This window comes from Pseudomonas monachiensis (assembly GCF_047345015.1).
GTDB classification, from domain to species: Bacteria; Pseudomonadota; Gammaproteobacteria; order Pseudomonadales; family Pseudomonadaceae; genus Aquipseudomonas; species Aquipseudomonas monachiensis.
This window is the reverse complement of the sequence record NZ_CP178857.1, coordinates 3,127,742-3,152,643: the sequence shown is the minus strand read 5'-3', so window position 1 is coordinate 3,152,643 and position 24,902 is coordinate 3,127,742. Positions and strand designations below refer to the sequence as shown.

19 protein-coding genes are annotated in these 24,902 nt (G+C 62.9%); 14 read left to right on the top strand and 5 right to left on the bottom strand.

The window, feature by feature from the left end; all coding sequences use genetic code 11:
- Positions 1–30: 30 nt before the first annotated feature.
- The 3 genes from ACMDB8_RS14070 to ACMDB8_RS14060 all read right to left on the bottom strand — a co-directional run bounded on the left by ACMDB8_RS14070 (position 31) and on the right by ACMDB8_RS14060 (position 3,943).
- Positions 31–1,332 (bottom strand): NAD(P)/FAD-dependent oxidoreductase, encoded by a 1,302-nt coding sequence (locus ACMDB8_RS14070; protein WP_056725074.1) that lies wholly within the window; start codon positions 1,330–1,332, stop codon positions 31–33.
- The gene (locus ACMDB8_RS14065; RefSeq protein ID WP_223542146.1) at positions 1,329–2,417 is read right to left on the bottom strand and encodes a polyamine ABC transporter substrate-binding protein; all 1,089 of its coding nucleotides are present in this window, start codon (positions 2,415–2,417) and stop codon (positions 1,329–1,331) included. The genes ACMDB8_RS14070 and ACMDB8_RS14065 overlap by 4 nt, the downstream gene beginning before the upstream one ends.
- 167 nt (positions 2,418–2,584) lie before the next feature.
- Positions 2,585–3,943 (bottom strand): glutamine synthetase family protein, encoded by a 1,359-nt coding sequence (locus ACMDB8_RS14060; protein WP_056725071.1) that lies wholly within the window; start codon positions 3,941–3,943, stop codon positions 2,585–2,587.
- 164 nt (positions 3,944–4,107) lie between these two features.
- On the opposite strand from ACMDB8_RS14060, the gene ACMDB8_RS14055 reads away from it, so the two are divergent.
- Positions 4,108–5,040, top strand: a complete 933-nt coding sequence (locus tag ACMDB8_RS14055; protein WP_409079211.1) for a helix-turn-helix domain-containing protein — start codon at positions 4,108–4,110, stop codon at positions 5,038–5,040.
- Here ACMDB8_RS14055 and ACMDB8_RS14050 read toward each other — a convergent pair.
- Positions 5,037–5,633 carry a cupin domain-containing protein gene (locus ACMDB8_RS14050; RefSeq protein ID WP_056725067.1) on the bottom strand — a complete coding sequence of 199 codons (597 nt, stop codon included), beginning with the start codon at positions 5,631–5,633 and terminating at the stop codon, positions 5,037–5,039. The genes ACMDB8_RS14055 and ACMDB8_RS14050 overlap by 4 nt on opposite strands.
- A gap of 162 nt (positions 5,634–5,795) precedes the next feature.
- On the bottom strand, positions 5,796–7,757 hold the full coding sequence (locus tag ACMDB8_RS14045) for an FAD-dependent oxidoreductase (RefSeq protein ID WP_409079212.1): 1,962 nt from the start codon (positions 7,755–7,757) through the stop codon (positions 5,796–5,798).
- 216 nt (positions 7,758–7,973) lie between these two features.
- On the opposite strand from ACMDB8_RS14045, the gene ACMDB8_RS14040 reads away from it, so the two are divergent.
- From ACMDB8_RS14040 to ACMDB8_RS13980, 13 genes are all read left to right on the top strand, one after another.
- Positions 7,974–9,023, top strand: coding sequence for an ABC transporter substrate-binding protein (locus ACMDB8_RS14040; protein ID WP_056725063.1), 1,050 nt, complete (start codon positions 7,974–7,976; stop codon positions 9,021–9,023).
- A 75-nt stretch (positions 9,024–9,098) separates the two neighbouring features.
- Positions 9,099–9,887 (top strand): class II aldolase/adducin family protein, encoded by a 789-nt coding sequence (locus ACMDB8_RS14035; protein WP_409079213.1) that lies wholly within the window; start codon positions 9,099–9,101, stop codon positions 9,885–9,887.
- Between the two features lie 156 nt (positions 9,888–10,043).
- Positions 10,044–10,691, top strand: a complete 648-nt coding sequence (locus ACMDB8_RS14030) for a TetR family transcriptional regulator C-terminal domain-containing protein (protein WP_056725059.1) — start codon at positions 10,044–10,046, stop codon at positions 10,689–10,691.
- 92 nt (positions 10,692–10,783) lie between these two features.
- Complete coding sequence (locus ACMDB8_RS14025; RefSeq protein WP_046037067.1) at positions 10,784–11,500, top strand: response regulator; 717 nt, start codon at positions 10,784–10,786, stop codon at positions 11,498–11,500.
- A 5-nt stretch (positions 11,501–11,505) separates the two neighbouring features.
- A complete protein-coding gene (locus tag ACMDB8_RS14020) occupies positions 11,506–12,279 on the top strand; it encodes a substrate-binding periplasmic protein (RefSeq protein ID WP_056725057.1) in 774 nt (257 codons plus the stop codon).
- Entirely contained in the window at positions 12,276–14,531 is a 2,256-nt protein-coding gene (locus ACMDB8_RS14015; protein ID WP_409079214.1) for an ATP-binding protein, read from the top strand. The genes ACMDB8_RS14020 and ACMDB8_RS14015 overlap by 4 nt, the downstream gene beginning before the upstream one ends.
- A 208-nt stretch (positions 14,532–14,739) precedes the next feature.
- Positions 14,740–16,152 carry an amino acid permease gene (locus ACMDB8_RS14010; protein ID WP_056725052.1) on the top strand — a complete coding sequence of 471 codons (1,413 nt, stop codon included), beginning with the start codon at positions 14,740–14,742 and terminating at the stop codon, positions 16,150–16,152.
- A 353-nt stretch (positions 16,153–16,505) separates the two neighbouring features.
- Positions 16,506–17,297 (top strand): enoyl-CoA hydratase/isomerase family protein, encoded by a 792-nt coding sequence (locus tag ACMDB8_RS14005; protein WP_056725050.1) that lies wholly within the window; start codon positions 16,506–16,508, stop codon positions 17,295–17,297.
- Between the two features lie 40 nt (positions 17,298–17,337).
- Positions 17,338–18,498, top strand: coding sequence for an acyl-CoA dehydrogenase family protein (locus ACMDB8_RS14000; RefSeq protein ID WP_056725048.1), 1,161 nt, complete (start codon positions 17,338–17,340; stop codon positions 18,496–18,498).
- 18 nt (positions 18,499–18,516) lie between these two features.
- Entirely contained in the window at positions 18,517–20,616 is a 2,100-nt protein-coding gene (locus ACMDB8_RS13995) for an acetate--CoA ligase family protein (RefSeq protein ID WP_056725046.1), read from the top strand.
- A gap of 10 nt (positions 20,617–20,626) precedes the next feature.
- A complete protein-coding gene (locus ACMDB8_RS13990) occupies positions 20,627–22,234 on the top strand; it encodes a 5-guanidino-2-oxopentanoate decarboxylase (RefSeq protein ID WP_223542153.1) in 1,608 nt (535 codons plus the stop codon).
- A gap of 24 nt (positions 22,235–22,258) precedes the next feature.
- The gene (locus tag ACMDB8_RS13985) at positions 22,259–23,449 is read left to right on the top strand and encodes a pyridoxal phosphate-dependent aminotransferase (protein WP_409079215.1); all 1,191 of its coding nucleotides are present in this window, start codon (positions 22,259–22,261) and stop codon (positions 23,447–23,449) included.
- A complete protein-coding gene (locus ACMDB8_RS13980) occupies positions 23,442–24,857 on the top strand; it encodes an aldehyde dehydrogenase family protein (protein WP_056725041.1) in 1,416 nt (471 codons plus the stop codon). Before ACMDB8_RS13985 ends, ACMDB8_RS13980 begins: the two co-directional genes overlap by 8 nt.
- Positions 24,858–24,902 lie beyond the last annotated feature (45 nt).

Here is a 24,902-nt window from a genome sequence, read left to right as displayed (position 1 = left end):
GAGAGACAACTCGCCTCAGGTGCCCGGTGGTCAACCCAGCACTTCCCGCATCCGATACCAGAACATGCCAAGGGCCAGCAACGGTGAACGCAGGGCGCGTCCGCCGGGGAAGGTCATGTGCGGCACGGCGCTGAACACGTCGAAGCCCTTGCTGTGGCCGGCATGGATCGCTTCGCCCAACAACTTCGCGCACCAGTGGGTCACGTTCAGGCCATGACCGGAGTAGCCCTGGGCGTAGAACACGTTGGGGTGCTGGCCCAGGCGCCCGACCTGGGGGAAACGGTTGGCCGAGATGCCGATCTTGCCGCCCCACTGATAGTCGATGCGCACATCGGCCAGTTGCGGGAATACCTTGAGCATCTGCGGGCGCATGTAGGCGCTGATGTCCGAAGGATCGCGCCCGGAATAATGGCAGGCTCCGCCGAACAGCAAACGCCGGTCAGCCGAGAGCCGGTAGTAATCCAGGCCGACCTTCTGGTCGCACAGCGCGACGTTGTGCGGGATCAGTTTTGCAGCGGCCTCTTCTGACAAGGGCTCGGTGGCGATGATGTAGCTGCCCGCCGGGAGTACCTTGCCGCTGAGCTTCGGTTCCAATTCTTCGAGGTGCGCGTTGCAGGCCAGCACCAAGGTGCCTGCACTCACAGTGCCACCGGCGCAACGGACCTGGACCGTGCTGCCATGGATCAACTCCAGCACCGGGCTCTGCTCGAAAATCCGCACCCCAAGGGACTCGGCAACCTGCGCCTCGCCAAGGACCAGGTTCAGCGGATGCAAATGCCCCGAGCCCATGTCCACCAGGCCACCGGCGTACACGCCGGAGTTCACCACCTGTTCACGAATCTGTTCCGGCGCGACCAGTCGGGTTTCAAAGGCGTAGCCGGATTCAATCAGTTGCGCCTGCTCGGCCTTGAACGCCTTGAACTGTGCCGGGGTGTTGGCCAGTTCGCAGAAGCCCCAGCTCAGGTCGCAATCGATGCCGTGCTCACGGATGCGATTGCCCACGACCTGCACCGACTCGGTCCCGGCATACTCCAGGTATTGCACGCCATCGGCGCCGATGTGCCTGGCGAAACCGCTGACGTCATGGCCGATACCACGAATCAACTGGCCGCCGTTGCGCCCGCTGGCGCCCCAGCCAATTCGCCGGGCCTCCAGCAGGACCACCGAGAGCCCACGCTGGGCCAGTTCGATGGCGGTGTTGATGCCGGTGAAACCCGCACCGACCACGCAGACATCGGCCATCAGGTCCGAGGCCAGTGCGGGACGCTGCCTCATGCCCTTGGCGGACGCCGCGTAATAGGAGTGGGTGTGTTCCTTGGTGTACTGATTCATTTGTTGGACTTCACTTTGCTCCACGAACGGGTCATCAGGCGCATGATCGACTGCGGCGGCGTGGTGGAGATGTAGAGTTTGTCGAGGACTTCCTGGGATGGATAAACCTCGGGGTTGCTGACCAGTTCAGGGTCCATGTACTGCTTGGCGGCCGGGTTCGGGTTGGCGTAGCCGACCGACTCACTGACCTTGGCAATCACTTGCGGGTCCAGCAGGTAGTTGATGAAGGCGTGGGCTTCTTTCGGATTGCCGGCGTCGGCGGGGATGGCCAGCAGGTCGAACCACAGGTTGGCGCCTTCCTTGGGAATGGCGTAGGCGATGTTCACGCCGTTCTTGGCTTCCTTGGCGCGGTTGGCGGCCTGGAACACATCGCCCGAGTAACCGAATGCCACGCAGATATCGCCGTTGGCCAGGTCCGAGACGTACTTGGAGGAGTGGAAATAGGTGATGTAGGGGCGGATCTGCAGCAGCTTGGCTTCGGCCTTCTTGAAGTCCTCTGGGTTTTCGCTGCGCGGGTCCATACCCATGTAATTGAGCATCGCCGGGAACACTTCGTCCGCCGAGTCCATCATCGACACGCCGCAGGCGCTGAGCTTCTTGATGTTTTCCGGTTCGAACAGCACGGCCCAGGAGTCGATTTTGTCGATACCCAGCACCGCCTTGACCTTGTCGACGTTATAGCCGATGCCGTTGGTGCCCCACAGGTACGGCACCGAGTGCGCGTTACCCGGATCGTTTTTCTCCAGCAGCGCCAGCAGTTTCGGATCTAGGTTCTGGAAATTCGGCAGTTGCTCGCGATCGAGCTTGAGGAACGCACCGGCCTTCACCTGGCGGGCGAGGAAGTGGTTGGACGGCACCACCACGTCATACCCGGTACGACCGGCAAGCAGTTTGCCTTCCAGGGTTTCGTTGGAATCGAATACGTCGTAGATCACCTTGATCCCGGTCTTGGCCTGGAAGTCGGCGAGGGTGGTTTCGCCGATGTAGTCGGTCCAGTTGTAGACGCTGACCTGTGGCTGGGCCTGGGCAACGGCGCTGAACAGAACCGCCAGTGCGGCGGGGACCACGGATTTCAAAAGACGCATATCGATACCTTCTTGGAATTGTTGGATTCTTCAGGTGATTCTTTGGTGGTCTGTCGGCCCTCATCGCGAGCAAGTCGGGTCGCCGCACCGTCGCTCCCACATTTGAAATGCGTTCCCCTGTGGGAGCGAGCTTGCTCGCGATGAGGCCGTTACGGACAGCGAAGATCTCAGACGCTGAGCATCAGGAACTCACGCTCCCACGAACTGATCACCCGCTTGAAGTTCTCGTGCTCGGCGCGTTTGACCGCGACATAGCCCCGCACGAACTTGTTGCCCAGGTAGCGGCTGATGGTGTCGCACTCTTCCATCTGGGTCAGGGCGTCCTCGATGGTGATCGGCAGGCGCAGGTTGCGACGCTCATAGGCGCGGCCCTGTACCGCAGCGCTCGGCTCGATACGCTCGACCATGCCCAGGTAACCGCACAGCAGGCTGGCGGCGATGGCCAGGTACGGGTTGGCGTCGGCGCCCGGCAGGCGATTCTCGACGCGCATGGCGTCGGGGCTGGAGGTCGGCACGCGCAGGCCGACGGTGCGGTTTTCTTCGCCCCATTCGACGTTCACCGGTGCCGAGGTGTCCGGCAGGAAACGGCGGAACGAGTTGACGTTCGGCGCGAACATCGGTAGCACCTTCGGGATGTACTTCTGCAAGCCGCCAATGTGATGCAGGAACAGTTCGCTCATGTTGCCATCGGCATCGGCGAAGATCGGCTGACCGGTGGCAATGTCCACCACGCTCTGGTGAATGTGCATGGCGCTGCCAGGCTCGTCGCCGACCGGCTTGGCCATGAAGGTTGCCGCCACGTTGTGCTTGAGCGCCGCTTCACGCATGGTGCGTTTGAACACGGTGATCTGGTCCGCCAGGTCCAGGGCGTTGCCATGACGGAAGTTGATTTCCATCTGCGCCGGACCGTCTTCGTGGATCAGCGTGTCGAGGTCCAGGCCTTGCAGTTCGCACCAGTCGTAAACGTCTTCGAACAGCGGATCGAATTCGTTGGCAGCGTCGATGGAGAACGACTGACGACCGCTTTCGGCGCGGCCCGAACGGCCCATCGGCGCCTTGAGCGGCAGGTCCGGGTCTTCGCAGCGCTGGGTCAGGTAGAACTCCATTTCCGGCGCGACGATCGGACGCCAGCCTTTGTCGGTGTACAGCTGCAGGACTTTCTTCAGCACGTTGCGCGGCGACAGTTCGATCGGGTTGCCGAACTTGTCGAAGGTGTCGTGGATCACGATGGCGGTCGGCTCGATGGCCCATGGCACCACGTAGACCGCGTCGGCATCTGGCTTGCAGACCATGTCGATATCGGCCGGGTCGAGCAGGTCGTAGTAGATGTCGTCGTCGACAAAGTCCCCGGTTACCGTTTGCAGAAGGACACTTTCCGGCAGGCGCATGCCTCGCTCATGCAGGAACTTGTTGGTCGGTGCAATTTTGCCGCGTGCAATGCCGGTCAGGTCGCTGACGACGCACTCGACTTCGGTAATCTTGTGATCTTTCAGCCAAGTGAACAGCTGATCGAAAGGGACATTCATAAAGACCTCGTTATTGGTTTTATTAACGCCAGGAGAGACCGGTTTCATCCGCCGGACACTTCCCCTGTAGCGCGTTGACGACTATCTTGTGCGAGCCTTGCGGTTCCATCTATCCACTTTAAGCAGCACAAAGCGCACCAAAAGAGTGCGTAAGGTCGCCCCCCATGACAGGTTCCAACTCCCTCCAGGTCCAAGCGTTCAACACCGCCGATGTCGCCGAGCAAATCCGCGCCACGCCGGGTTGGGTGCAGCAATACCAGCAGATGTCGCCGGGGCATTTCGCAGGCCTGGTGCGTTATCTGGATCTGCAGGGCGTGGAGATTTACGAAGAGTCGATGAATACCCGGGTCGAACAGAATTTCAGCGCGCCCCAGGGTTCGTTGTCGTTTTGTTTCGATCGCGGCGACAACGCGCTGTACGTGTTGAATGGCGAAAGCCGCAACATCTGGATCACCCCGGAGAACTACCAGGAAATCGCCGTGGTGTTCGGGCCGGAGTTCGTAAAGCGCCACAGCCTCGACATCGCCAGGCTCGAAGGGCTGTTCATGGCACCGCTCAACTCCCAGCAGAACGCGCTGTTCTGCCGTTGGCTCAGCGGGACCTTGACGCGCCTGTCGCAGACCTTCGATCCACCGAGCCGCGAAGCGCTGACCCAGCAACTGCTGGAAGATTGCCTGTTCATCCTCGACAACGCCTGTGTCGGCCTCGACCAGGGGGCCCTGCAGCGTCGGGCCGGGGAGCGGTCGATCATGAAGCGGGTAGGAGAATGGGCCGCGGACACCCCGGAAGAACACCTCAACCTGCTGGAGCTGTCTCAGGTCGCGGGGGTTTCACTGCGCCAGTTGCAGCATGCGTTCAAGACCTACACCGGCATGTCGCCGACCCAGTGGCTGCGCCTGCGCCGCCTCAACAGCGCCCGCCGCGAATTGCTCAGCCGCACACCCATGCAAACCACCGTGGCCGAGGTGGCGATGCATTGGTCGTTCTGGCATCTGGGGCGGTTTTCCAGCAGCTACCGCGCGTTGTTCAACGAGCTGCCGAGCGACACCCTCAAGCGTGCGAGTTCCACTCAGGCAAGCGGTCGCAGCCGGCGTTAGAACGTCGGTGGCGTAATCACCCAGATCACCACCGCATCGACATCGCCGGGATTGCCGTAGCGGTGCGGTTCCTGGCTGGAAAAGCTGAAGCTGTCGCCTTCATTGAGCTGGAAATGGCGCTCGCCGACCCACAACTCGAAACTCCCCGAGAGCAAGTAGCCGGCTTCTTCGCCGTCGTGGCTGTAGCTTTGCTGGCTGTAGGTGCCGGGCGGGAAGCGTGAGTGGAGCATTTCCAGTTGGCGGTTGGCTTGCGGCGTCAACAACTGGTCGACGATGCCGTCTTCGTAATGAACGTTCAGGCGGCTGTTCTTGCGTACCACGACGCCATCGTCTTCGGGCGCGGTGACCGCTTCACTGGCGAAAAACCACTGGATGGTCACGCCGAGGCTGCGGGCAATGTTGAACAGCGCCGGAATCGACGGGTAGGCGAGGTTGCGTTCCAGCTGGCTGATGTAGCCGGCGGTGAGTTCGCTCTGTTGCGCCAGTTCCGCCAGGGTCATGCCCCGGCGCTTGCGCAGGCCGCGAATGCGCGTGCCGAGAAAATGCGGTTCGGCGCTGCCTGAAGCGGGCGGGGTCTTGCTGTTGTTGCTCATGGAAAATTCCGAACCGGGGGCTACGCCACACCCTGGTAGGAGCTGCCGCAGGCTGCGATCTTTTGATCTTGTTTTTGAAAAGCAAAATCAAAAGATCGCAGCCTGCGGCAGCTCCTACTGAGAGCGATCATTTGAATGTAAAGCCCCGGAGTATAAACAGCCTTAAAGCTCCCACGCGACTTTAAGGCCTTCATAAATCGCTTCTTCGGCGGTACGCGGCGCCAGGCAGTCGCCGATGCGACGAAACTCCACCAGCCCTTGCAACTCCGCACCCAGGGTATCCACCGGTTGGTGGCCCTGGCACAGCACCAGCGTATCGATGTTCTCCATCAGCATCGGTTCGCCACTGGCGGTGTGTTGCAGGTACACCGTGTTGTCATCGCAGCCATACAACCGCGCGTAGGGCGTGATCGGCACGCCCAGCTTATGCAGTTCGCCGGCCAGTTGATCGCGCACGTACAGCGGCAGGTTTTCCCCGCAGTGGGTGCCGTTGACCGCCAGCTGCACCTGGTGCCCGGCGCGCACCAGGCGTTCGGCGATGCCGGGGCCGATCCAGTCGCAGCGCCAGTCGACCACCACCACCGAACGGCCGACCTTTACTTCATCGCGCAGCACTTGCCAGGCGTCCACCACCTGCAACTCACCGCCGCGCTCGAAGGCCGGCCAGTAGGGCTCGGCACCGGTAGCGACGATCACCATGTCCGGTTTTTCCCGTTCCACGAGTGCCCGGTCGACTCGGGTATTGCGCACCACGCGCACGCCGGCCAGTTCCATTTCCCGTTGCAGGTTGGTACTGGCACCGCCGAATTCGCTACGCCGCGGCAGCAGCTGCGCGAGCAACACCTGACCGCCCAGTTGCGGACTGGCTTCGTACAACGTCACCTCATGGCCGCGCTGGGCCGCAACGGTGGCGGCTTTCATCCCGGCCGGGCCACCGCCGGCGATCATGATGCGTTTGCGCCGTGGCGCTTGTCGGCGTTCGCCGAAGATCAGTTCGCGCCCGGTTTCCGGGTGCTGGATGCAGGAAATCGGCAAGCCCTTGTGGAAGTGGCCGATGCACGCCTGGTTGCAGGCAATGCACGCCCGCACGTCTTCGACGCGGCCGGTGTCGGTCTTGTTGGGCATTTGCGGATCGCAAATCAGCGCCCGGGTCATGCCGCACACATCGGCCTGGCCGCGAGCCAGAATCAGCTCGGCTTCCTGGGGCTGGTTGATGCGCCCGGTGACGAACAACGGAATGTTTAAACCGGCCTTGAACGTCCCGGCTTCTTTAGCCAGGTACGCCGCTTCGATCGCCATGGGTGGCACGATATGCACCGCGCCACCCAGGGAAGCCGAGGTGCCGGCGACGATGTGCACGTAATCGAACTGCGCTTGCAGTGACTGCACGGCGGCCAGGGATTCGTCCTCGGTCAGGCCTTCCGGGTCGCGCTCGTCGGCGGAAATGCGCAGGCCGATGATGAACTGCTCGTCGGTCGCCGCGCGCACGGCGGCGATTACCTCGCGCAGGAAACGCAAACGCTGTTCCAGTCCGCCGTTGTAGCCATCGGTCCGCCGGTTGACCCGCGGATTGATGAACTGCGCCGGCAGGTAACCATGGCTGGCCACGACCTCGACGCCATCGATGCCTGCCTGGTGCAGTCGGCGGGCGGCAGCGGCATAACCGGCGACGATCTCGTCGATCATGGCCTGGTCCAGCGCGCGGGGCATCACCCGGAAGCGTTCGTTGGGCACCGACGAGGCGCAATAGGCCACCGCCAGCAGGCCATCGCTGGACTCCATGATCTCCCGCCCCGGATGGAACACCTGGGACAACACCACGGTACCGTGGGCATGGCAGGTTTGCGCCAGTTTGCGGTAGCCCTCGATGCACGCATCGTCGGTGGCCATCAGCACATGGGAGGTGTAGCGCGCGCTGTCATGCACGCCGGCCACTTGCAGCACGATCAGCCCGGCACCGCCTTCGGCACGCGCCCGGTGATAGGCGATCAATTGCTCATTGACCAGATTGTCGGTGGGCATCGAGGTGTCGTGCCCGCTGGACATGATGCGGTTTTTCAGGCGCTTGCCACGGATCTCCAGGGGTTCGAACAGGTGCGCGAAGGCGGGTGTCGAGGTCGGCATGGGGCGGGTACTCCTGGCAGGCTGAAGCCGAAAGGCCGGGTTTCGGCGTTGTTATTATTGCGCTATAGAAATTTACCTTCAGTAAAAAATCAACTTGTTTTTTTACTATGCCTTGCAGTAGTTTCGTCTCGAGCCCGCTCCCGGGCCAAACCTCACAACAATAAAAAAGGGCTGCGCGGGCCTTGGGTCCCGTGGCACCTGCAAGAGGAACCACTGATGAAATCGCACACGCTCAAGCACGGTTTTTATCCCTTGGTGTTGTCCGTGGCCATGGGCCTGGGCAGCGCTCAGGCAGCATCGGACATGGTGGTGGTCGGATACGGCGGAGCCGGACAAAAAGCCCAGGACGTGGCGTTCTTTCAACCCTTCGCCGCCGTGGATCAAAGCAAGGTGATCCAGAGTGAATACAACGGAGAAATGGCCAAAATCAAAGTCATGGTCGACACCGGCAACGTCGACTGGGACGTGGTGCAGATCGAAGGTCCGGACCTGATGCGCGGCTGCGAGGAAGGCATGTACGAGCGCCTGGACTGGACCCGCCTGGGCCACGCCGACCAGTTGATCCCCGAGGCGGCGCAGGAATGCGGTTCCGCCGCGCTGGTGTGGAGCGTGGCGATTGCCTACGACACCGACAAACTGGCCCAGGCCCCGACCTCGTGGGCAGACTTCTGGGACGTGAAGAAAACCCCCGGCAAGCGTGGGCTGCGCAAACGCGCGGTGTACAACCTGGAATTCGCCTTGCTGGCCGACGGGGTCAAGACCGAAGACGTCTACAAGGTGCTCGGCACCCCGCAGGGGGTGGACCGGGCATTCGCCAAGCTCACTGAACTCAAGCCTTACATCCAGTGGTGGGAGGCCGGCGCGCAACCGCCGCAATGGCTGACCGCCGGCGATGTGGTGATGACCTCGACCTACAGCGGACGCATCGCCGACGCCGCACAGAAAGGCAGCCACCTCGCTCTGGTCTGGCCCGGCAGCCTGTACGGCATGGACTACTGGGCGATCATCAAAGGGTCCCGGCATGTGGATCAGGCCAAGCGCTTTATCGCCTTCGCCAACCAGCCGGACGCCCAGGTCAACTACGTGCAGCAGATCCCCTACGGCCCGACCAACACCCAGGCCGCCGCACGGCTGGACGACAAACTGGCGCAATGGGTGCCCACCGCGCCGCAGAACCTCAAGGGCGCACTGTCGATGAACGTCGGTTTCTGGGTCGATCATGGCGAAGAGCTCGAAGAGCGCTTCAACGCCTGGGCCAGTAAATAAATGCGGACGGCTGGACGTGTCCAAGCGTCCAGCCTTACTGTCTGCCCCAGCCGATCAGCCTGGAGAACCACCACCATGAACAACATCGCCAGCCACCTGGCCCCTGAACGCAGCGCTACCGAGCTACGCCTGCGTGAGGAACTGGCGGCCTGTTACCGTTTGATTGCGCACTTTCGCATGACCGATCTGATCTTCACCCACATCTCGGTGCGCATTCCGGGGCCGGAGCATCACTTTCTGATCAACCCTTACGGGCTGATGTTCGATGAGATCACTGCGTCGAATCTGGTGAAGATCGACCTCGATGGTCACGCCGTGGAGCCGTCGCCGTATCCGGTCAACCCGGCCGGTTTCGTGATCCACAGCGCCATTCATGGCGCCCGTGAAGATGCGCAATGCGTGCTGCACACCCACACCAAATCCGGGTGTGCGGTGGCGGCGTTGAAGTGTGGGTTGTTGCCGGTGAACCAGATTTCCATGGAGTTTTATGGCCGGGTCGCTTACCACGATTACGAAGGTGTGGCGCTGGACCTGAGCGAGCAGCAACGGCTGGTGGCGGACCTGGGCGACAAATCGGTATTGATGCTGCGCAACCATGGCTTGCTGACTGTCGGCGAGACGGTGAGCCAGGCATTCTTGCGCATGTACTACCTGGAAAAGGCCTGTGAAATCCAGCTGGCCGCGCAAGCTGCCGGTGAGGTTGTGCTGCCGTCGCACGAGGTCTGTGCGCATACAGAACGGCAGTTCAATGATCCGGGGCGGCCGTTGGAGGAGGGGGAACTGAGTGATCCGGATGCCATGCAACTGGCTTGGGCGGCGTTGTTGCGAATACTGGATCGTGTGGCTCCGAGGTATCGGGACTGATCCGGATTCTGTGTTGTTTGAGCTGACCCGATGGACGCGCCGCGGTCTACCAGACTGGCAACTGACTGGAGAAATGGCCCGCTCTTGCTGTACAGTCGTTCAGCCCGACGCCAACCCGCGCAGGCCTGAACGATTGAACCAAGGAGCGTGTCGCCCATGAACCAGGAAGCCCGTTTTTCCCGCATGGAACCGCAGTTGCGCAAAGCCAACCTGATCGAGGCGACGCTGGTGTGCCTCAAGCGTCACGGCTTCCAGGGCGCGTCGATCCGCAAGATATCCGCCGAGGCAGGGGTCTCGGTGGGGCTGATCAGCCATCACTATTCCGGCAAGGATGAACTGGTGGCCGAGGCCTACATGGCGATCACCGGGCGGGTCATGACCCTGCTGCGCGACGCCATGGAGCAAGCCGCGCCGAATGCCCGGGAGCGCTTGTCGGCGTTTTTCCGCGGATCGTTTTCCGCCGAGCTGCTCGACCCGCAACTGATCGATGCGTGGCTGGCGTTCTGGGGCGCGGTGAAAACCGCCGAGGCCATCAACCAGGCCCACGATCATTCCTATGGCGAGTATCGCGGCATCCTGCGCAAGGTGCTGGCGGAATTGGCCCGGGAAGAGGGCTGGGAAAATTTCGACGCCGACCTCGCCGCCATCAGCCTCAGCGCCTTGCTCGACGGCTTGTGGCTGGAGTCCGGGCTGAACCCCGGCACCTTCACCCCGGAGCAAGGCATCCAGATTTGCGAGGCCTGGGTCGATGGTCTGCAGGCCGGCGGACGCCAGCGTTTTTGCCTGCAGACGAGCGACTGTTGATCAGTCGTTCAGCAATCGATACTCTCTGGCGCCGATGCAGGAATACACTCTAATAAGAAACTGGCCTCAGGGCCTATGCCGGACACCAAGCGATGACTCCTCGGGTATTGATCGTCGATGACGATCCGCTGATTCGCGATCTGCTGCACGCCTACCTGTCCCAGGAAGGCTACGACGTCCATTGCGCCGCCACGGCGGAACTGGCGGAAACCTTCCTGGCCAGCCAGAGCGTCGACCTGGTGATGCTCGACATCCGCCTGCCGGGCAAGGACGGCCTGACCCTGACCCGTGAACTGCGGGTGCGTTCGGAAGTCGGAATCATCCTGATCACCGGGCGCAACGATGAAATCGACCGCATCGTCGGCCTCGAATGCGGCGCCGATGACTACGTGATCAAACCCCTCAATCCAAGGGAGCTGGTGTCCCGGGCGAAAAACCTGATTCGCCGGGTCCGTCATGCGCAAACGCCGGCGCCTGCCGTCGCGGTGGCCAAGCCGGTCAAGCAGTTCGCCGACTGGTCACTGGACACCGACCGCCGTCGCCTGATCGATCCGTCCGGCAGCGAAACCCTGCTGACTCACGGCGAATACCAGTTGCTCAGCGTGTTCCTGCGCAACAGCGGCCACACCCTCAGCCGCGACCAGTTGATGGACCAGATCCGCAACCGCGAATGGGTGCCCAACGACCGCTCCATCGACGTGCTGGTCGGGCGCTTGCGCCGCAAGTTGCATGACGATCCGGCCGAACCGCAGTTGATCATCACCATTCACGGCGCCGGTTACCTGTTCACCGCCAGTGTGGCGGCCTGAAGCTGATGGCGCGATGGCCTTGCCTGCTGGCGCTGCTGCTGGCCGGCCATGCGGTCGCGGCGGACAAGGTTCGCTATTGCGATTACCCGGTGTACCCGCCCGTGTCCTGGAGCGACGGCAAGCAGGTGCGCGGCCTGGCGCCGAACGTGGTGAAAAACCTGTTTGGCCGGTTGGGTTACGAGGTCGAGATGGTGGTGCTGGGCAACTGGAAACGCTGCCTGCTGGACGCCGCCGAAGGCCGGGTCGATGTGGTGCTGGCCTACAGCACTGCGCAACGGGAGCAGAGCATGCTGTTCTCGACGGTGCCGGTCTTGCGTGAAGAAGTGGCGCTGTTCATCAACCGCCAGCATCCGGTGAAATTCGAACAACTGGACGACCTGGCCCATTACCGTGGCGGCCTGTTGTTCGGCGAGAGCTATGGCGTGGAGTTCGATCGCATGGTTGCGCGCAACAACAATATCGAATGGGTTTCCGACAGCCACCAGAACTTCGGCAAGCTGATTCGCGGGCGCATCGATTTCATCACCCAGGAGCGGCGTACCGGCCAGTTGTACGTGGAAAACCTGCCCGGCGGCCAGGACATCGTCGCCTTGCCCAAGGCATTGAGCGTGGACTATCTGCGGGTTGCCGTGTCGCGACGCTCGCCCTTGGCCACTCGCATGCCCGAAATCAATGCGCAGTTGCAGCGCATGGTCGACGGCGGTGACATCGAGCGCTGGCTCAACGAAAGCGAAGTGACCTACCGCGACATGATCAACCTGCCGGCGGATGCGCAATGATTCGCGCCCGTCCCGGTGGACTGTTGCGGCGCCTGCTGCTGTTCATTCTGTTGTTCAGCCTGTGCTTCACCGTGCTGGCCAGCAGCGTGCAACTTTACATCGAGTATCGACGGGAAATGCGCGACATCGAATCGCGCATGGAGCTGATCCGCGCCGGCTACCTGGCCAGCCTGGAACGCAGTCTCTGGGACTTGAACCAGGAGCAGCTGAATGTGCAGTTGCGCGGGCTGGTGGACTTCTCCGACGTCGCGCGGGTGCACTTGACCAGCGCCGATTTCGACCTGGTACAGGGCAATCCGCACCCCACGGGCCCGCTGCGCATCGAGCGCTTTGTCCTGGACTATCAGCCGCCGTCCGGCCCGTTGCGCAACCTTGGCGAGCTGGAGGTCAGCACGGATCTGGGGGCGGTGTACCAGCGTCTCTACGCCACCGGTTTGACCAGCCTGCTGTGGATGGCGGTGTTCCTCTGCGGCCTGGCCGTTGCCTTGTCGGGGCTGTTTTATCGACTGGTAACCCGGCACCTGAAAGTCATGGCCGAGTTTGCCCGGCGCATCGCCGCCGGTGAGTGGCACGAACCCCTGCACCTGGACAAGCGTCGTGGCAGCGACGAAATCGACACCGTGGCCCATGCGCTGGACGATATGCGTCGGGCGATCCTGCGGGACATCGAGCGCCGGGAAACCGATCGCCTGGCCTTACAGGACAACCGTGACGAGCTGCTGAAAATGGTCGAGCGCCGCACCGCCAGCCTGATGCGTGCCAAAGACGAGGCGGAAGCGGCCAACCTTGCCAAGTCGCGGTTCCTGGCGACCATGAGCCACGAACTGCGCACGCCACTGAACGGCATTCTCGGCATGGCCGAATTGCTGCGCGGCGCGCGCCTGGATGCCCAGGACGGCAAACGCCTGGATGCCTTGCACAAGGCCGGCGAAGGCTTGCTGACGATCCTCAATGAAGTGCTGTATTTCGCCAAGCTGGAGGAGGGCGTCAGCCATCCCGAACCGGTGGATTTCTCGCTGCGCCAGTTGCTCGACGAGGTGCTGACACTTCTGGAACCGCGAGCGCTGAACAACGACACGATCCTCAGTTGCCGCATCGATCAGCGGATTGCCGAGTATCACCACGGCGCCGAGCAGTTCCTGCGCCAGGTGCTGAGCAACCTGCTGGCCAACGCGATCAAGTTCACCGAAGGCGGCGAAGTCGGCGTCGAGGTGGCGCTGCTTGGCGAAACCTGCGAACAGACCGGGCAGCGGCTGCGGGTCAGTGTCACGGACGACGGCATCGGCATTGCCCCTTTGATGCAGGCGAAGATTTTCGAGCGTTTCACCCAGGCCAGCGAAGAAGTCGCGCAACGTTTTGGTGGCACCGGGTTGGGGTTGGCGATCTGCAAACATCTGGTGGAGCAGATGGGCGGCTGCATCGGTGTGGACAGTGAAGAGGAGCGCGGCAGTTGCTTTTGGTTCGAGCTGTCCCTGCAACCGGCCAGCGGCGTGGCTGAGGTTGCGCCGGTTCGCGCGGCGGGGCCGGCACTGAACATCCTGGTGGTCGAAGACGTGGCGCTCAACCGCGAAGTGGTCAAGGGCTTGCTGCAACGGGACGGCCACCGGGTGTGGCTGGCCGAAGAAGCGGATCAGGCGCTGCAACACTGCGCGGCTCGGGTGTTCGACCTGATGCTGCTGGACGTGCACCTGCCGGGCATCAGCGGTGTCGAGCTGTGCCGGCAGATCCGCAGCAGCGACGGGCCGAACCGTCACACGCGCATCTTCGCCCTGACCGCCAGCGTGCAACCGGCGCTGGTGCGCGGTTATCTGGATGCCGGCATGGACGGAGTCCTGGCCAAGCCCTTGAAGCTGGAAAACCTGCGCCAGGTGCTGGAAGGGCAGGCGCCTGTGGCCGAGTCGCTGCCGAGCGATGAGGCAATGGACTGGCCGCTGTTGCAGACCCATCGCAGCCTGTTGGGTGCGCAAAAGGTCCAGGGCCTGCTGGCGGTGCTCCGCGACTCGATCCTGCAACACCGCGATGCGCTGCATGAAGCCATGGCCGCCAACGACTGCACAGAGGTCGCACAATTGGCTCACCGCCTGGCTGGTAGCTGCGATTCCCTGGGTTTTCGGGCCTTGGCCACAACGTTAAGGGCGCTGGAGACCTTGGCGCTGGCAAACGATGAATCGGCGATCCAGCACATGAGACCCACGCTCGATGAGCAATTGCAGCACTCGCTCGAGACTCTCAAAGGCCTGTTGCAGAGCTGACGTACAAATTTGTTACGACTTTGTACAACTTCGATCTTTACGGTCAACGCGAACTTACATGGCTTTCCAATAATCGACGCAACCGCCGCAGCGCGGTCTTCGAAGCTTATTGGAGATAATAATAATGAATTGCCGTAAAGCTGATCCCTCCCTGCGCCGTGACGTCCTGTCGCGCGCTGTTCACCTCAACGACTGCTGAGGTGCCGACATGAACGAAAACACTGATCGTAAAGGCATACAGCTGACCCGCGCCCTCAAGAGCCGGCACATTTTCATGCTGTCGTTGGGCGGCGTCATCGGCACCGGGCTGTTCATGGGCTCCGGCGTGACCATCAATCAAGGCGGCCCGGTGGGGGCGATCCTGGCTTACCTGTTCGCCGGTTTCCTGATGTACCTGGTGATGGTCTGCCTGGGCGAACTGTCGGTACAGATGCCGGTGTCCGGTTCGTTCCAGACCCACGCCACCAAATACATCGGCCCGGCCACCGGGTTCATGATCGGCTGGGTGTACTGGATGAGTTGGGCCACCACCGTGGGCCTGGAGTTCACCGCCGCCGGCATGCTGATGACCCGCTGGTTCCCGGCGGTGCCGATCTGGTATTGGTCGGCGCTGTTCGTGGTGGTGCTGTTCGGCATCAATGCCATGGCGACCCGCGCTTTCGGTGAAGCCGAATACTGGTTTTCGGGGATCAAGGTTGCGGCGATTCTCGGTTTCATCGTGGTCGGCGTGCTGGTGATCTTCGGCGTGATGCCCCTGAGCAGCGGCGCACCGGCGCCGATGGCGAGCAACCTGATCGGTGATTCGTTGTTCCCCAACGGCCTGTCGGCGGTGTTCGCGGTGATGATGACCGTGGTCTACGCGTTCCAGGGTTGCGAGATCATGGGCGTGGCCGCCGGTGAAACCGATCAGCCGGAAAAAAGCATTCCCCGGGCCGTGCGCAACGTGGTGTTCCGCGTGCTGATCTTCTACGTGCTGGCGATCATCGTGCTGTCGGCCATCGTGCCGTGGCAGCAGGCAGGGCTGATGGAAAGCCCGTTCGTGCAGGTGTTCGACATGGTCGGCATTCCCTACGCCGCCGACCTGATGAACTTCGTGATCCTCACCGCAATCCTCTCGGTGGGCAACTCCGGCCTGTATGCCTCGACGCGCATCCTGTGGGCGATGTCGAAAACCGGCATGGCGCCGAAAAGCCTGTCGCCATTGAGCAAGCGTGGCGTGCCATTACGCGCCTTGAGCATCACCCTGTGCTTCGCGCTGGTGTCGCTGATGACCAGCTTCGTCGCCGCCGACACCTTGTTCATGGTGCTGATGGCGGTGAGCGGCATGTCCGGCACCGTGACCTGGATTGTCATCGCGCTGGCGCAGTACAAGTTCCGTAAGGCGTACTTGCGTGAGGGCGGCAAACTCAGCGACCTGAAATACCGCGCACCCTGGTTCCCGGTATTGCCGTTGATGTGCATCACGCTGTGCTGCTCGCTGTTCGTGTTCCTGGCCCTGGATGAAACCCAGCGTCCGTCGCTGTATTGGGGCTTTGGCTTCATTGCCCTGTGCTATGGCGCGTACTTCCTGATCCATCGCAAGCGCCAGGGCGTATTGGCGCCGAGCTTGCCGGCTGTGTAATTCCTTCAATCCAGCACATTCCCTGTGGGAGCGAGCTTGCTCGCGATGGCGGCATCAGGTTCAACATCACTGTTGACTGGTCTACCGCTATCGCGAGCAAGCTCGCTCCCACAGGGGTTTGCGGTGTTCGGTAAATTTGCGACCGGCCTCCTGTCACCAGTTGTTCGAAGTTGTAACAGCGCCAACGGCTTACGCTCGCCCATCTATAAATAATTCAATTAAACCAATGTGTTACATGATTTTTGAGCTTGTTACAACTCATCTCCCCGCCGATTGCCGCCTTACTGAACACTCGTTTAGTATGGCCTCAAGTCGCATCACCTCAGACCAATCACAATAATTCGAGGATTCCCATGACCACTCAATCGTCGCTGCTCAGCCAGGTCGAAGCAGGCGTTGCCTGGATCACCCTCAATCGCACTGCCCAGCGCAATGCGCTGGATATTCCGACGCTGAAAAACCTGCATGGCCTGCTCGACGCTTTCAACGCCGATCCGGCGGTGCGCGTGGTGGTGCTCACCGGTAGCGGCCGCAGCTTCTGCGCCGGCGCCGACCTCGACGAATGGGCCGATGCCGAAGCCCGGGGCGCGCTGGAGACCTACGGCTGGACCGAAACCGCCCACGCCCTGATGACCCGCCTGCACAGCCTGGAAAAACCCACCATCGCCGCCATCAATGGCACCGCTGTCGGCGCCGGGATGGACCTGACCCTGTGCTGCGACCTGCGCATCGCCGGGCAATCGGCACGCTTCAAGGCCGGCTACACCAGCATGGCGTACTCGCCGGACGCCGGCGCCAGTTGGCACTTGCCGCGTTTGATTGGCAGCGAACAGGCCAAGCGCCTGCTGTTCCTTGACGAGTTGTGGGGCGCCGATCGTGCCCTCGACGCCGGACTGGTCGGCGATGTCTGCGCTGACGATCAACTGCTGACGGTCACCAGCGAACTGGCCGCACGCCTGGCCGCCGGCCCGACCTTCGCCTTCGCCCAGACCAAAAAACTCATGCGTGAAGGCGCCGAACGCAGCCTCGCCGAACAACTGCAAGCCGAGCTCGCCGCCGGCCTGCTCTGCGGTCGCAGTGAAGACGGCAACGAAGCCCTGCGCGCCGCCATGGAAAAACGCCCGGCACGCTTCATCGGTCGTTGATTCCTCTCCATCTCCCAGAACACGAACAACAGGTAGCAGCATGAATTTCCAACTGACCCAAGAACAAGAAATGTTGGTGGACTCGGTACGCAGCTTCGTCGAGAAGGAACTGCTGCCCTATGAAGAACAAGTCGACCGCGCCGACGAGGTCTCCCCGGAACTGGCGGCGCAGATTCGCGGCAAGGCGATCGCCGCCGGCTTCTACGCCTTCAACATGCCCGAGGAAGTGGGCGGTGGTGGCCTGGACTACCTGTCCCAGGCGCTGATCGAACGCGAGCTGTCCAAGGTGTCCTGGGCGCTGCACGTGTTCGTCGCGCGGCCGTCGAAAATCCTCATGGCCTGCACCGGCGACCAGATCAACGACTACCTGTTGCCGTGCATCCAGGGTGAAAAGATCGATTGTTTTGCCCTGACCGAGCCGGGCGCCGGCTCCGACGCCAACGCGATCAAGACCCGCGCCGTGCGTGAAGGCGACGACTTCATTCTCAACGGCAGCAAGCATTTCATCAGCCACGCCGGCCATGCCGATTTCGCCATCGTCTTCGCCGTGACCGACACCTACGAACACAACGGCAAAAAGCGTAACGCCGTGACCTCGTTCCTGGTCGACCGCAACACCCCGGGCATGACCATTCGCCGTGGACCGAAGTGCGTGAGCAACCGTGGTTACCACACCTTTGAAATGTTCTTCGACGACTGCCGTGTGCCGGCCAGCAAAGTGCTGGGCGAAGTCGGCAAGGGTTGGGAGGTGGCCAACGCCTGGCTGACCGCCGGGCGTGTGATGGTCGCGGCCAACTGCGTCGGTCAGGCCCAGCGCGCACTGGACGTGTCGCTGCAATGGGCGGCGGATCGCAAGCAGTTCGGCCAGCCGATCGGCACCTACCAGGGCGTGTCGTTCAAGTTGGCCGACATGGCCACACAAATTCGTGCAGCTGAACTGCTGACCCTGCACACCGCCTGGAAAATGGACCAGGGCACCATGACCGATGGCGAGGCCGGCATGGCCAAGCTGTTCGCCAGTGAAGTGCTCGGGCGTACTGCCGATGAGGCGGTACAGATCTTCGGCGGCATGGGCCTGATGGACGAAGGTCCGGTGGAGCGCATCTGGCGCAACGCACGGATCGAACGGATCTGGGAGGGCACCTCGGAAATCCAGCGCCACATCATTTCCCGCGAGCTGCTGCGGCCGCTGCTGCGCTGATCGGCCCGGAGAATTCCCATGTCCAAAACCATTCGTGACAACCTCAAACGCATGCTCGCGCCGCAACACGTGGCGTTCGTCGGCGGCCGCAGCATGGCGCGTGCACTCAAGCGCTGTGCCGAGGGCGGCTACCAAGGGCAGATGTGGCTGGTCAATCCGCAGCACGACAGCCTTGAAGGCGTGCCGTGTGTACGCAACATCGCCGACCTGCCATGCGGGCCCGATGCGGTATTCATCGCCACCAACCGCGAACTGACCCTGATTTGCGTCACCGAACTGGCCGCCATCGGCGCGGGCGGGGCCATTTGCTACGCCTCCGGCTTCGCCGAGACCGGCGCCGAAGGCCAGGCCCTGCAACAGCAACTGCTCAAGGCCGCTGGCGACATGGCCTTGCTCGGCCCCAACTGCTACGGCCTGCTCGACTACCTGCACAGCTGCGCGCTGTGGCCGGTGGCCCATGGCGGCAAGGCGGTGGAGAAGGGCGTGGCGGTGCTGACCCAGAGCGGCAACTTCGCCTACAACCTGTCCATGAGCGACCGCTCGCTGCCGGTGGCCTACATGGCCTCGGTGGGCAATCAGGCGCAACTGGGTGTCGCTGAACTGATGGACGTGTTGCTCGACGAGCCTCGGGTCACCGCCATCGGCCTGCACCTGGAAGGCCTGAAAAACGTGCCGGGGTTTGCCCGCGCCGCGCACAAGGCGCTGGAGAAAGGCATCCCGATCATCGCCCTGAAAACCGGCGTGTCGCAGATCGGCGCCGAACTGGCCTTGAGTCACACCAGTTCGTTGTCCGGCTCCGATGCGCTGTACGACGCGCTGTTCGACCGTCTCGGCGTGATTCGCGTCAGCGGCCCGGTGAGTTTTGTCGAAACTCTCAAAGCCGCGGCTTGCGGCAATCTGCCGGCGGGCAACAGCCTGATCGCGCTGGCCTGTTCCGGTGGCGACGCCGGGTTGATTGCCGACTACGCCGAACGCAACGAACTGGACCTGCCGCAACTCGATCCAGGGCAGGTCGGCGAACTCGCACAAGTGCTGCCGACCTACGCCAACCTGGTCAACCCGCTGGATTTCACCACGGCGATCTGGGGCGACGGCGAAGCCTTGAACCGCATGCTCGACAGCGCGCTGCGCACCGAAGCCGATGCGGCGATGCTGGTGCTCGATTACCCGTCGGAGTTCACCGGCGAGCGCAAGGAGTGCGACCTGCTGCTGGAGTTGTACTGTGCGGCACTGCAACGTCACGGCAAGACCGGCTTCGTCACCTCGGCTTTCCCCGAGCTGCTGCCGGCCCATGCCCGTGAGCGTCTGCACGCCCAAGGCGTCGCGGCCTTGCAAGGTGTTGAAGATGGCTTGGCCGCGTGGGGTCGCATCGCCGGTTATCAGCGCAATCGCCAGACTTTGCTGGCGCTGGGGGAATCGGCGTTGGTGCCGTTGTGCCCGCAAGCGCTTGCAGGCGAGGGACGCTTGCTCAATGAGTGGGACTCCAAACAGGCGTTAAAAGCCTTTGGCCTGCCGACGCCAAACGGCGTATTGAGCACCCCGGACAAGGCACTGAAGGACGCCGAGGCATTGGGCTATCCGCTGGTACTCAAAGCGGTCAGCGCTCAACTGCCACACAAGACCGAGGCCGGTGCCGTGGCGCTGAACCTCAAGGACGGCGCGGCATTGAGCGCTGCGCTGGAGAAAATGCGCGCCAGCATTGCCGCTTATGCCCCGGGCGTAGCCTTCGACCAACTGTTGCTGGAACCCATGGCCAAAGCGCCGCTGGCTGAACTGATTGTCGGCGTCAAGCGTGAAAACGATTTCGGCCTCGCGCTGGTGATCGGTGCCGGCGGCATTCTGGTGGAGTTGCTCAAGGACAGTCACAGCCTGTTGCTGCCGACCACCGACGGCGCGATCCGCAATGCCTTGCTCAGCCTGCGCAGCGCGCCATTGCTGCAAGGTTTCCGTGGTCGCGAGCCTGCTGACCTGGACGCCTTGGTGACCGCCATCCGCGCCGTGGCCGACTATGCCTGCGAGAACGCCGCTCACCTGCTGGAACTGGATGTGAACCCATTGTTGGTCGGTGCCCAGGGCACAACTGCGGTCGATGCGTTGATTCGCCTCGGCCAGGAGTGAGGACATGAATATGCAAAGCAAAACCTTGACCGGTGGCCAGGCCCTGGTGCGTCTGTTGGCCAACTACGGCGTCGATACCGTGTTCGGTATCCCCGGCGTGCACACCCTGGAACTGTATCGCGGCTTGCCCGGCAGCGGCATCCGCCACGTGCTGACCCGCCATGAGCAGGGCGCCAGTTTCATGGCCGACGGCTATGCCCGGGTCAGCGGCAAACCCGGCGTGTGCTTCGTCATCACCGGCCCCGGCGTGACCAACGCCGCCACCGGCATCGGCCAGGCCTATGCCGACTCGATTCCGATGCTGGTGATTTCCAGCGTCAACCACAGCGCCAGCCTGGGCAAGGGCTGGGGCAGCCTGCACGAATGCCAGGATCAACGGGCGATGACCGCGCCGATTACTGCGTTCTCGGCAGTGGCACTGACCGCCGAAGACCTGCCGGAGCTGATCGCCCGTGCCTACGCGGTGTTCGACAGCGAGCGCCCGCGCCCGGTGCACATCTCGGTGCCGCTGGACGTGTTGTCGGCACCGATTGCCCGTGACTGGAGCAACGAGGTGGTGCGTCGCCCGGGTCGCGGCCCGGCATCGGCCACCGCCATCGATCAAGCCGTGGCCAGACTGAAGGCTGCCAAGCGCCCGATGATCATCGCCGGTGGTGGCGCGCTCAATGCCACCTCTGAACTGCAAGAAATCAGCACCCGACTGGCCGCGCCACTGTTCACCAGTGTTGCCGGTAAAGGCCTGTTGGCACCGGATGCACCGTTGAGCGCCGGTTCATCCCTGTGTGTGGAACCGGGCTGGAACCTGATCGCCGAGGCCGACGTGGTGCTGGCCGTCGGCACCGAAATGGCCGACACCGATTTCTGGCGTGAACGCCTGCCGCTCAATGGCGAACTGCTGCGCATCGACATCGACCCGCGCAAGTTCAATGACTTCTATCCGTGCGCGGTTGCCTTGCACGGCGATGCACAACAAACCCTCAGCGGTGTGCTTGAGCGCCTGCCATCCGACGTACGCGACGCCGGCGCCGCCACTGCCTCGGTGGCCGCCCTGCGCGACGCGGTCAAGGCCAGCCATGGCCCGTTGCAGTCGATCCATCAATCGATTCTCGACCGTATCGCCGCAGAGCTGCCGGACAACGCCTTCATCAGCACCGACATGACCCAGCTTGCGTATACGGGTAACTACGCCTTCGACAGCCTGGCTATCCGCAGCTGGCTGCACCCGACTGGCTACGGCACCCTGGGTTACGGCTTGCCGGCCGGCATCGGCGCCAAATTCGGCGCGCCGCAGCGGCCCGGCCTGGTGTTGGTGGGCGACGGTGGTTTCCTCTACACCGCCCAGGAGCTGGCCACCGCGGTGGAAGAACTGGACAGCCCGCTGGTGGTGCTGCTGTGGAACAACGACGCCCTGGGGCAAATCCGCGACGACATGATCGGCCTGGATATCGAGCCCATTGGCGTGCTGCCGCGCAACCCGGATTTCGCCGCCCTCGCTCGTGCGTTCGGTTGCACCGTTACCCAGCCGCAAAGTCTCGCCGAGTTGCAAACCGACCTGCGCCACGGCTTCAAGCGCAACGGCGTGACCCTGATCGAGCTCAAGCACGCCTGTGCGCAGTGATTTGCATTTTAAGGGGATGAAGCGATGCGCTTTTCCGATCTGACTCAACGAATCGCCGGTGACGGCGCCGCCGCGTGGGACATTCACTACCGCGCCCTGGCACTGCGCGAACAGGGCGAAGACATTCTGCTGCTGTCCGTGGGCGACCCGGATTTCGACACGCCACAGCCCATCGTGCAGGGTGCTATCGACAGCCTGCGCAGCGGTAACACTCACTATGCCGAGGTGCGCGGCAAGCGTGCCCTGCGTGAAGCCATTGCCAGGCGTCATCAGCAACGCAGCGGCCAGTCCGTTTCGGCGGATCAGGTCACCGTGCTGGCCGGGGCGCAATGTGCGCTGTTCAGCGTGGCCCAATGCGTGCTCAATCCGGGTGACGAGGTGATCGTCGCCGAACCGATGTACGTCACCTACGAAGCGGTGTTCGGTGCTTGCGGTGCCGTGGTGGTGCCGGTGCCCGTGCGCTCGGAAAACGGCTTCCGTGTGCTGCCTGAAGACGTCGCCGCGCGCATCACCCCGCGCACCCGGGCGCTGGCACTGAACAGCCCGCACAACCCGTCGGGCGCGAGTCTGCCGCGTAGCACCTGGGCCGCCTTGGCTGAGTTGTGCATCGGCCACGACCTGTGGCTGATTTCCGATGAGGTCTACAGCGAACTGCTGTTCGAAGGCGAGCACGTCAGCCCGGCGAGCCTGCCGGGCATGGCCGGGCGCACCGCGACCCTCAACAGCCTGTCGAAGTCCCACGCCATGACCGGCTGGCGCGTCGGCTGGGTGGTGGCACCGCCATCCCTGGCCGCGCACCTGGAAAACCTCGCGTTGTGCATGCTCTACGGCTCGCCGGACTTCATTCAGGACGCTGCCGTGGTGGCCCTGGAAAGCAACCTGCCGGAACTCGAGGCCATGCGCGAAGCCTATCGCCAGCGTCGCGACCTGGTGTGCGACAGCCTGGCCGATTGCCCCGGCGTGCGGGCGTTGAAACCCGATGGCGGGATGTTCGTGATGCTCGATATCCGCCAGACCGGGCTCAGCGCCCAGGCGTTTGCCGACCGCCTACTCGATCGCCACGGTGTGTCGGTCCTGGCGGGCGAGGCCTTTGGCCCGAGCGCAGCGGGGCATATTCGCCTCGGTCTGGTGGTCGGTGCCGAACCGCTGAGCGATGCCTGCCAGCGCATTGCCCGTTGTGCTCAAGAACTGATGGAGGCCCAGGTTCATGCTTAATCACAAGACACTGTTTATTGGTGGTCGCTGGCAAACCCCGTCGGGGCAGGGCATCGCCGAGGTGATCAACCCGGCCACCGAGGAAGTCTGCGGTAGCGTTCCGTTGGGTGATGAACTCGATGTCGAAAACGCCGTGGCGGCGGCTCGCCGGGCCTTCGCTTCGTGGTCACGCACACCGTCCAGCGTGCGTGCCGGGTATATCCGTGCCCTGGCCGAGCAACTGCGCAATCGTGCCGATGAGATGGCCGCGGTCATCACCACGGAACTGGGCATGCCGGTGCAGTGGTGCCGCTCGGTGCAGGTCGACGGGCCGATCATCGGCCTTGAGCAATACGTCGAACTGGCTCATCTCATGGACGAAGTGCGCGAAGTCGGCAATTCGCTGGTGATCCGCGAGGCGGTGGGCGTCTGCGCGTTCATCAACCCGTGGAACTACCCGCTGCATCAGTTGATCGGCAAACTCGCCCCGGCACTGGCCGCCGGTTGCACGGTGGTGGTCAAGCCGAGCCAGGAAACCCCGCTGCATGCCTTCCTGCTGGCGCAAATGATCGAGGACATCGGCCTGCCGGCCGGGGTATTCAACCTGGTCAGCGGCCCGGGATCGAAAGTCGGCGAAGCGCTGGCCAAGCACCCGGACGTGGACATGGTGTCGTTTACCGGATCCACCGGCGCCGGCGTTCGCGTCGCGCAGGCGGCGGCGCCATCGGTCAAGCGGGTGTGCCTGGAACTGGGCGGCAAGTCGCCGTTGCTGATCGCCGAAGACGCCGACCTGGCAGCGGCGGTGCGCTACGGTGTGCAGGACGTGATGATCAACTCCGGCCAGACCTGCACCGCGTTGACCCGCATGCTGCTGCCGGCCAGCCGTTACGCCGAGGCCGTGGAACTGGCACTGGCGGAAACCCTGAGCCTGCCCATGGGCGACCCCCTCGACCCGCAAAGCTTCCTCGGCCCGATGTGTTCGGCCGGGCAGAAACGCACTGTGCTCGACTACATCAAGGTCGGCCAACAGGAAGGTGCACGGCTGCTGTGCGGCGGTGACACGCCGTCCGCGTTCGAGCGCGGCTTTTATGTCAGCCCGACCCTGTTCGCCGATGTCGACAACCGCATGCGCATTGCCCAGGAAGAAATCTTCGGCCCGGTGCTGTGCCTGATCCCCTATGCCGATGAGGCGCAAGCGATCCAGATCGCCAATGACTCGCCGTTCGGCCTGTCCAGCGGTGTCTGGGCCGGCAGTGCCGAGCGCGCCTTGCAACTGGGGCGGCAGATGCGCGCCGGCCAGTGCTTCCTCAACGGCGCGGCGTTTAATTATCAGGCGCCGTTCGGTGGCTACAAACAGTCGGGTAACGGTCGAGAATGGGGTGAGGAGGGGTTGAACGAGTTCGTCGAAGTGAAGGCGATCCAGGTGTGACGGTTGGCGATTCAAACTGTTCGTCAACCACGATGGTTGCTACTC

What these genes read in the sequence shown, in the direction of transcription:
- ACMDB8_RS14070 (WP_056725074.1), bottom strand. Translation starts at nt 1,332, where the DNA reads ATGAATCAGTACACCAAGGAACACACCCACTCCTATTACGCGGCGTCC.
- ACMDB8_RS14065 (WP_223542146.1), bottom strand. Translation starts at nt 2,417, where the DNA reads ATGCGTCTTTTGAAATCCGTGGTCCCCGCCGCACTGGCGGTTCTGTTC.
- ACMDB8_RS14060 (WP_056725071.1), bottom strand. Translation starts at nt 3,943, where the DNA reads ATGAATGTCCCTTTCGATCAGCTGTTCACTTGGCTGAAAGATCACAAG.
- ACMDB8_RS14055 (WP_409079211.1), top strand. Translation starts at nt 4,108, where the DNA reads ATGACAGGTTCCAACTCCCTCCAGGTCCAAGCGTTCAACACCGCCGAT.
- ACMDB8_RS14050 (WP_056725067.1), bottom strand. Translation starts at nt 5,633, where the DNA reads ATGAGCAACAACAGCAAGACCCCGCCCGCTTCAGGCAGCGCCGAACCG.
- ACMDB8_RS14045 (WP_409079212.1), bottom strand. Translation starts at nt 7,757, where the DNA reads ATGCCGACCTCGACACCCGCCTTCGCGCACCTGTTCGAACCCCTGGAG.
- ACMDB8_RS14040 (WP_056725063.1), top strand. Translation starts at nt 7,974, where the DNA reads ATGAAATCGCACACGCTCAAGCACGGTTTTTATCCCTTGGTGTTGTCC.
- ACMDB8_RS14035 (WP_409079213.1), top strand. Translation starts at nt 9,099, where the DNA reads ATGAACAACATCGCCAGCCACCTGGCCCCTGAACGCAGCGCTACCGAG.
- ACMDB8_RS14030 (WP_056725059.1), top strand. Translation starts at nt 10,044, where the DNA reads ATGAACCAGGAAGCCCGTTTTTCCCGCATGGAACCGCAGTTGCGCAAA.
- ACMDB8_RS14025 (WP_046037067.1), top strand. Translation starts at nt 10,784, where the DNA reads ATGACTCCTCGGGTATTGATCGTCGATGACGATCCGCTGATTCGCGAT.
- ACMDB8_RS14020 (WP_056725057.1), top strand. Translation starts at nt 11,506, where the DNA reads ATGGCGCGATGGCCTTGCCTGCTGGCGCTGCTGCTGGCCGGCCATGCG.
- ACMDB8_RS14015 (WP_409079214.1), top strand. Translation starts at nt 12,276, where the DNA reads ATGATTCGCGCCCGTCCCGGTGGACTGTTGCGGCGCCTGCTGCTGTTC.
- ACMDB8_RS14010 (WP_056725052.1), top strand. Translation starts at nt 14,740, where the DNA reads ATGAACGAAAACACTGATCGTAAAGGCATACAGCTGACCCGCGCCCTC.
- ACMDB8_RS14005 (WP_056725050.1), top strand. Translation starts at nt 16,506, where the DNA reads ATGACCACTCAATCGTCGCTGCTCAGCCAGGTCGAAGCAGGCGTTGCC.
- ACMDB8_RS14000 (WP_056725048.1), top strand. Translation starts at nt 17,338, where the DNA reads ATGAATTTCCAACTGACCCAAGAACAAGAAATGTTGGTGGACTCGGTA.
- ACMDB8_RS13995 (WP_056725046.1), top strand. Translation starts at nt 18,517, where the DNA reads ATGTCCAAAACCATTCGTGACAACCTCAAACGCATGCTCGCGCCGCAA.
- ACMDB8_RS13990 (WP_223542153.1), top strand. Translation starts at nt 20,627, where the DNA reads ATGCAAAGCAAAACCTTGACCGGTGGCCAGGCCCTGGTGCGTCTGTTG.
- ACMDB8_RS13985 (WP_409079215.1), top strand. Translation starts at nt 22,259, where the DNA reads ATGCGCTTTTCCGATCTGACTCAACGAATCGCCGGTGACGGCGCCGCC.
- ACMDB8_RS13980 (WP_056725041.1), top strand. Translation starts at nt 23,442, where the DNA reads ATGCTTAATCACAAGACACTGTTTATTGGTGGTCGCTGGCAAACCCCG.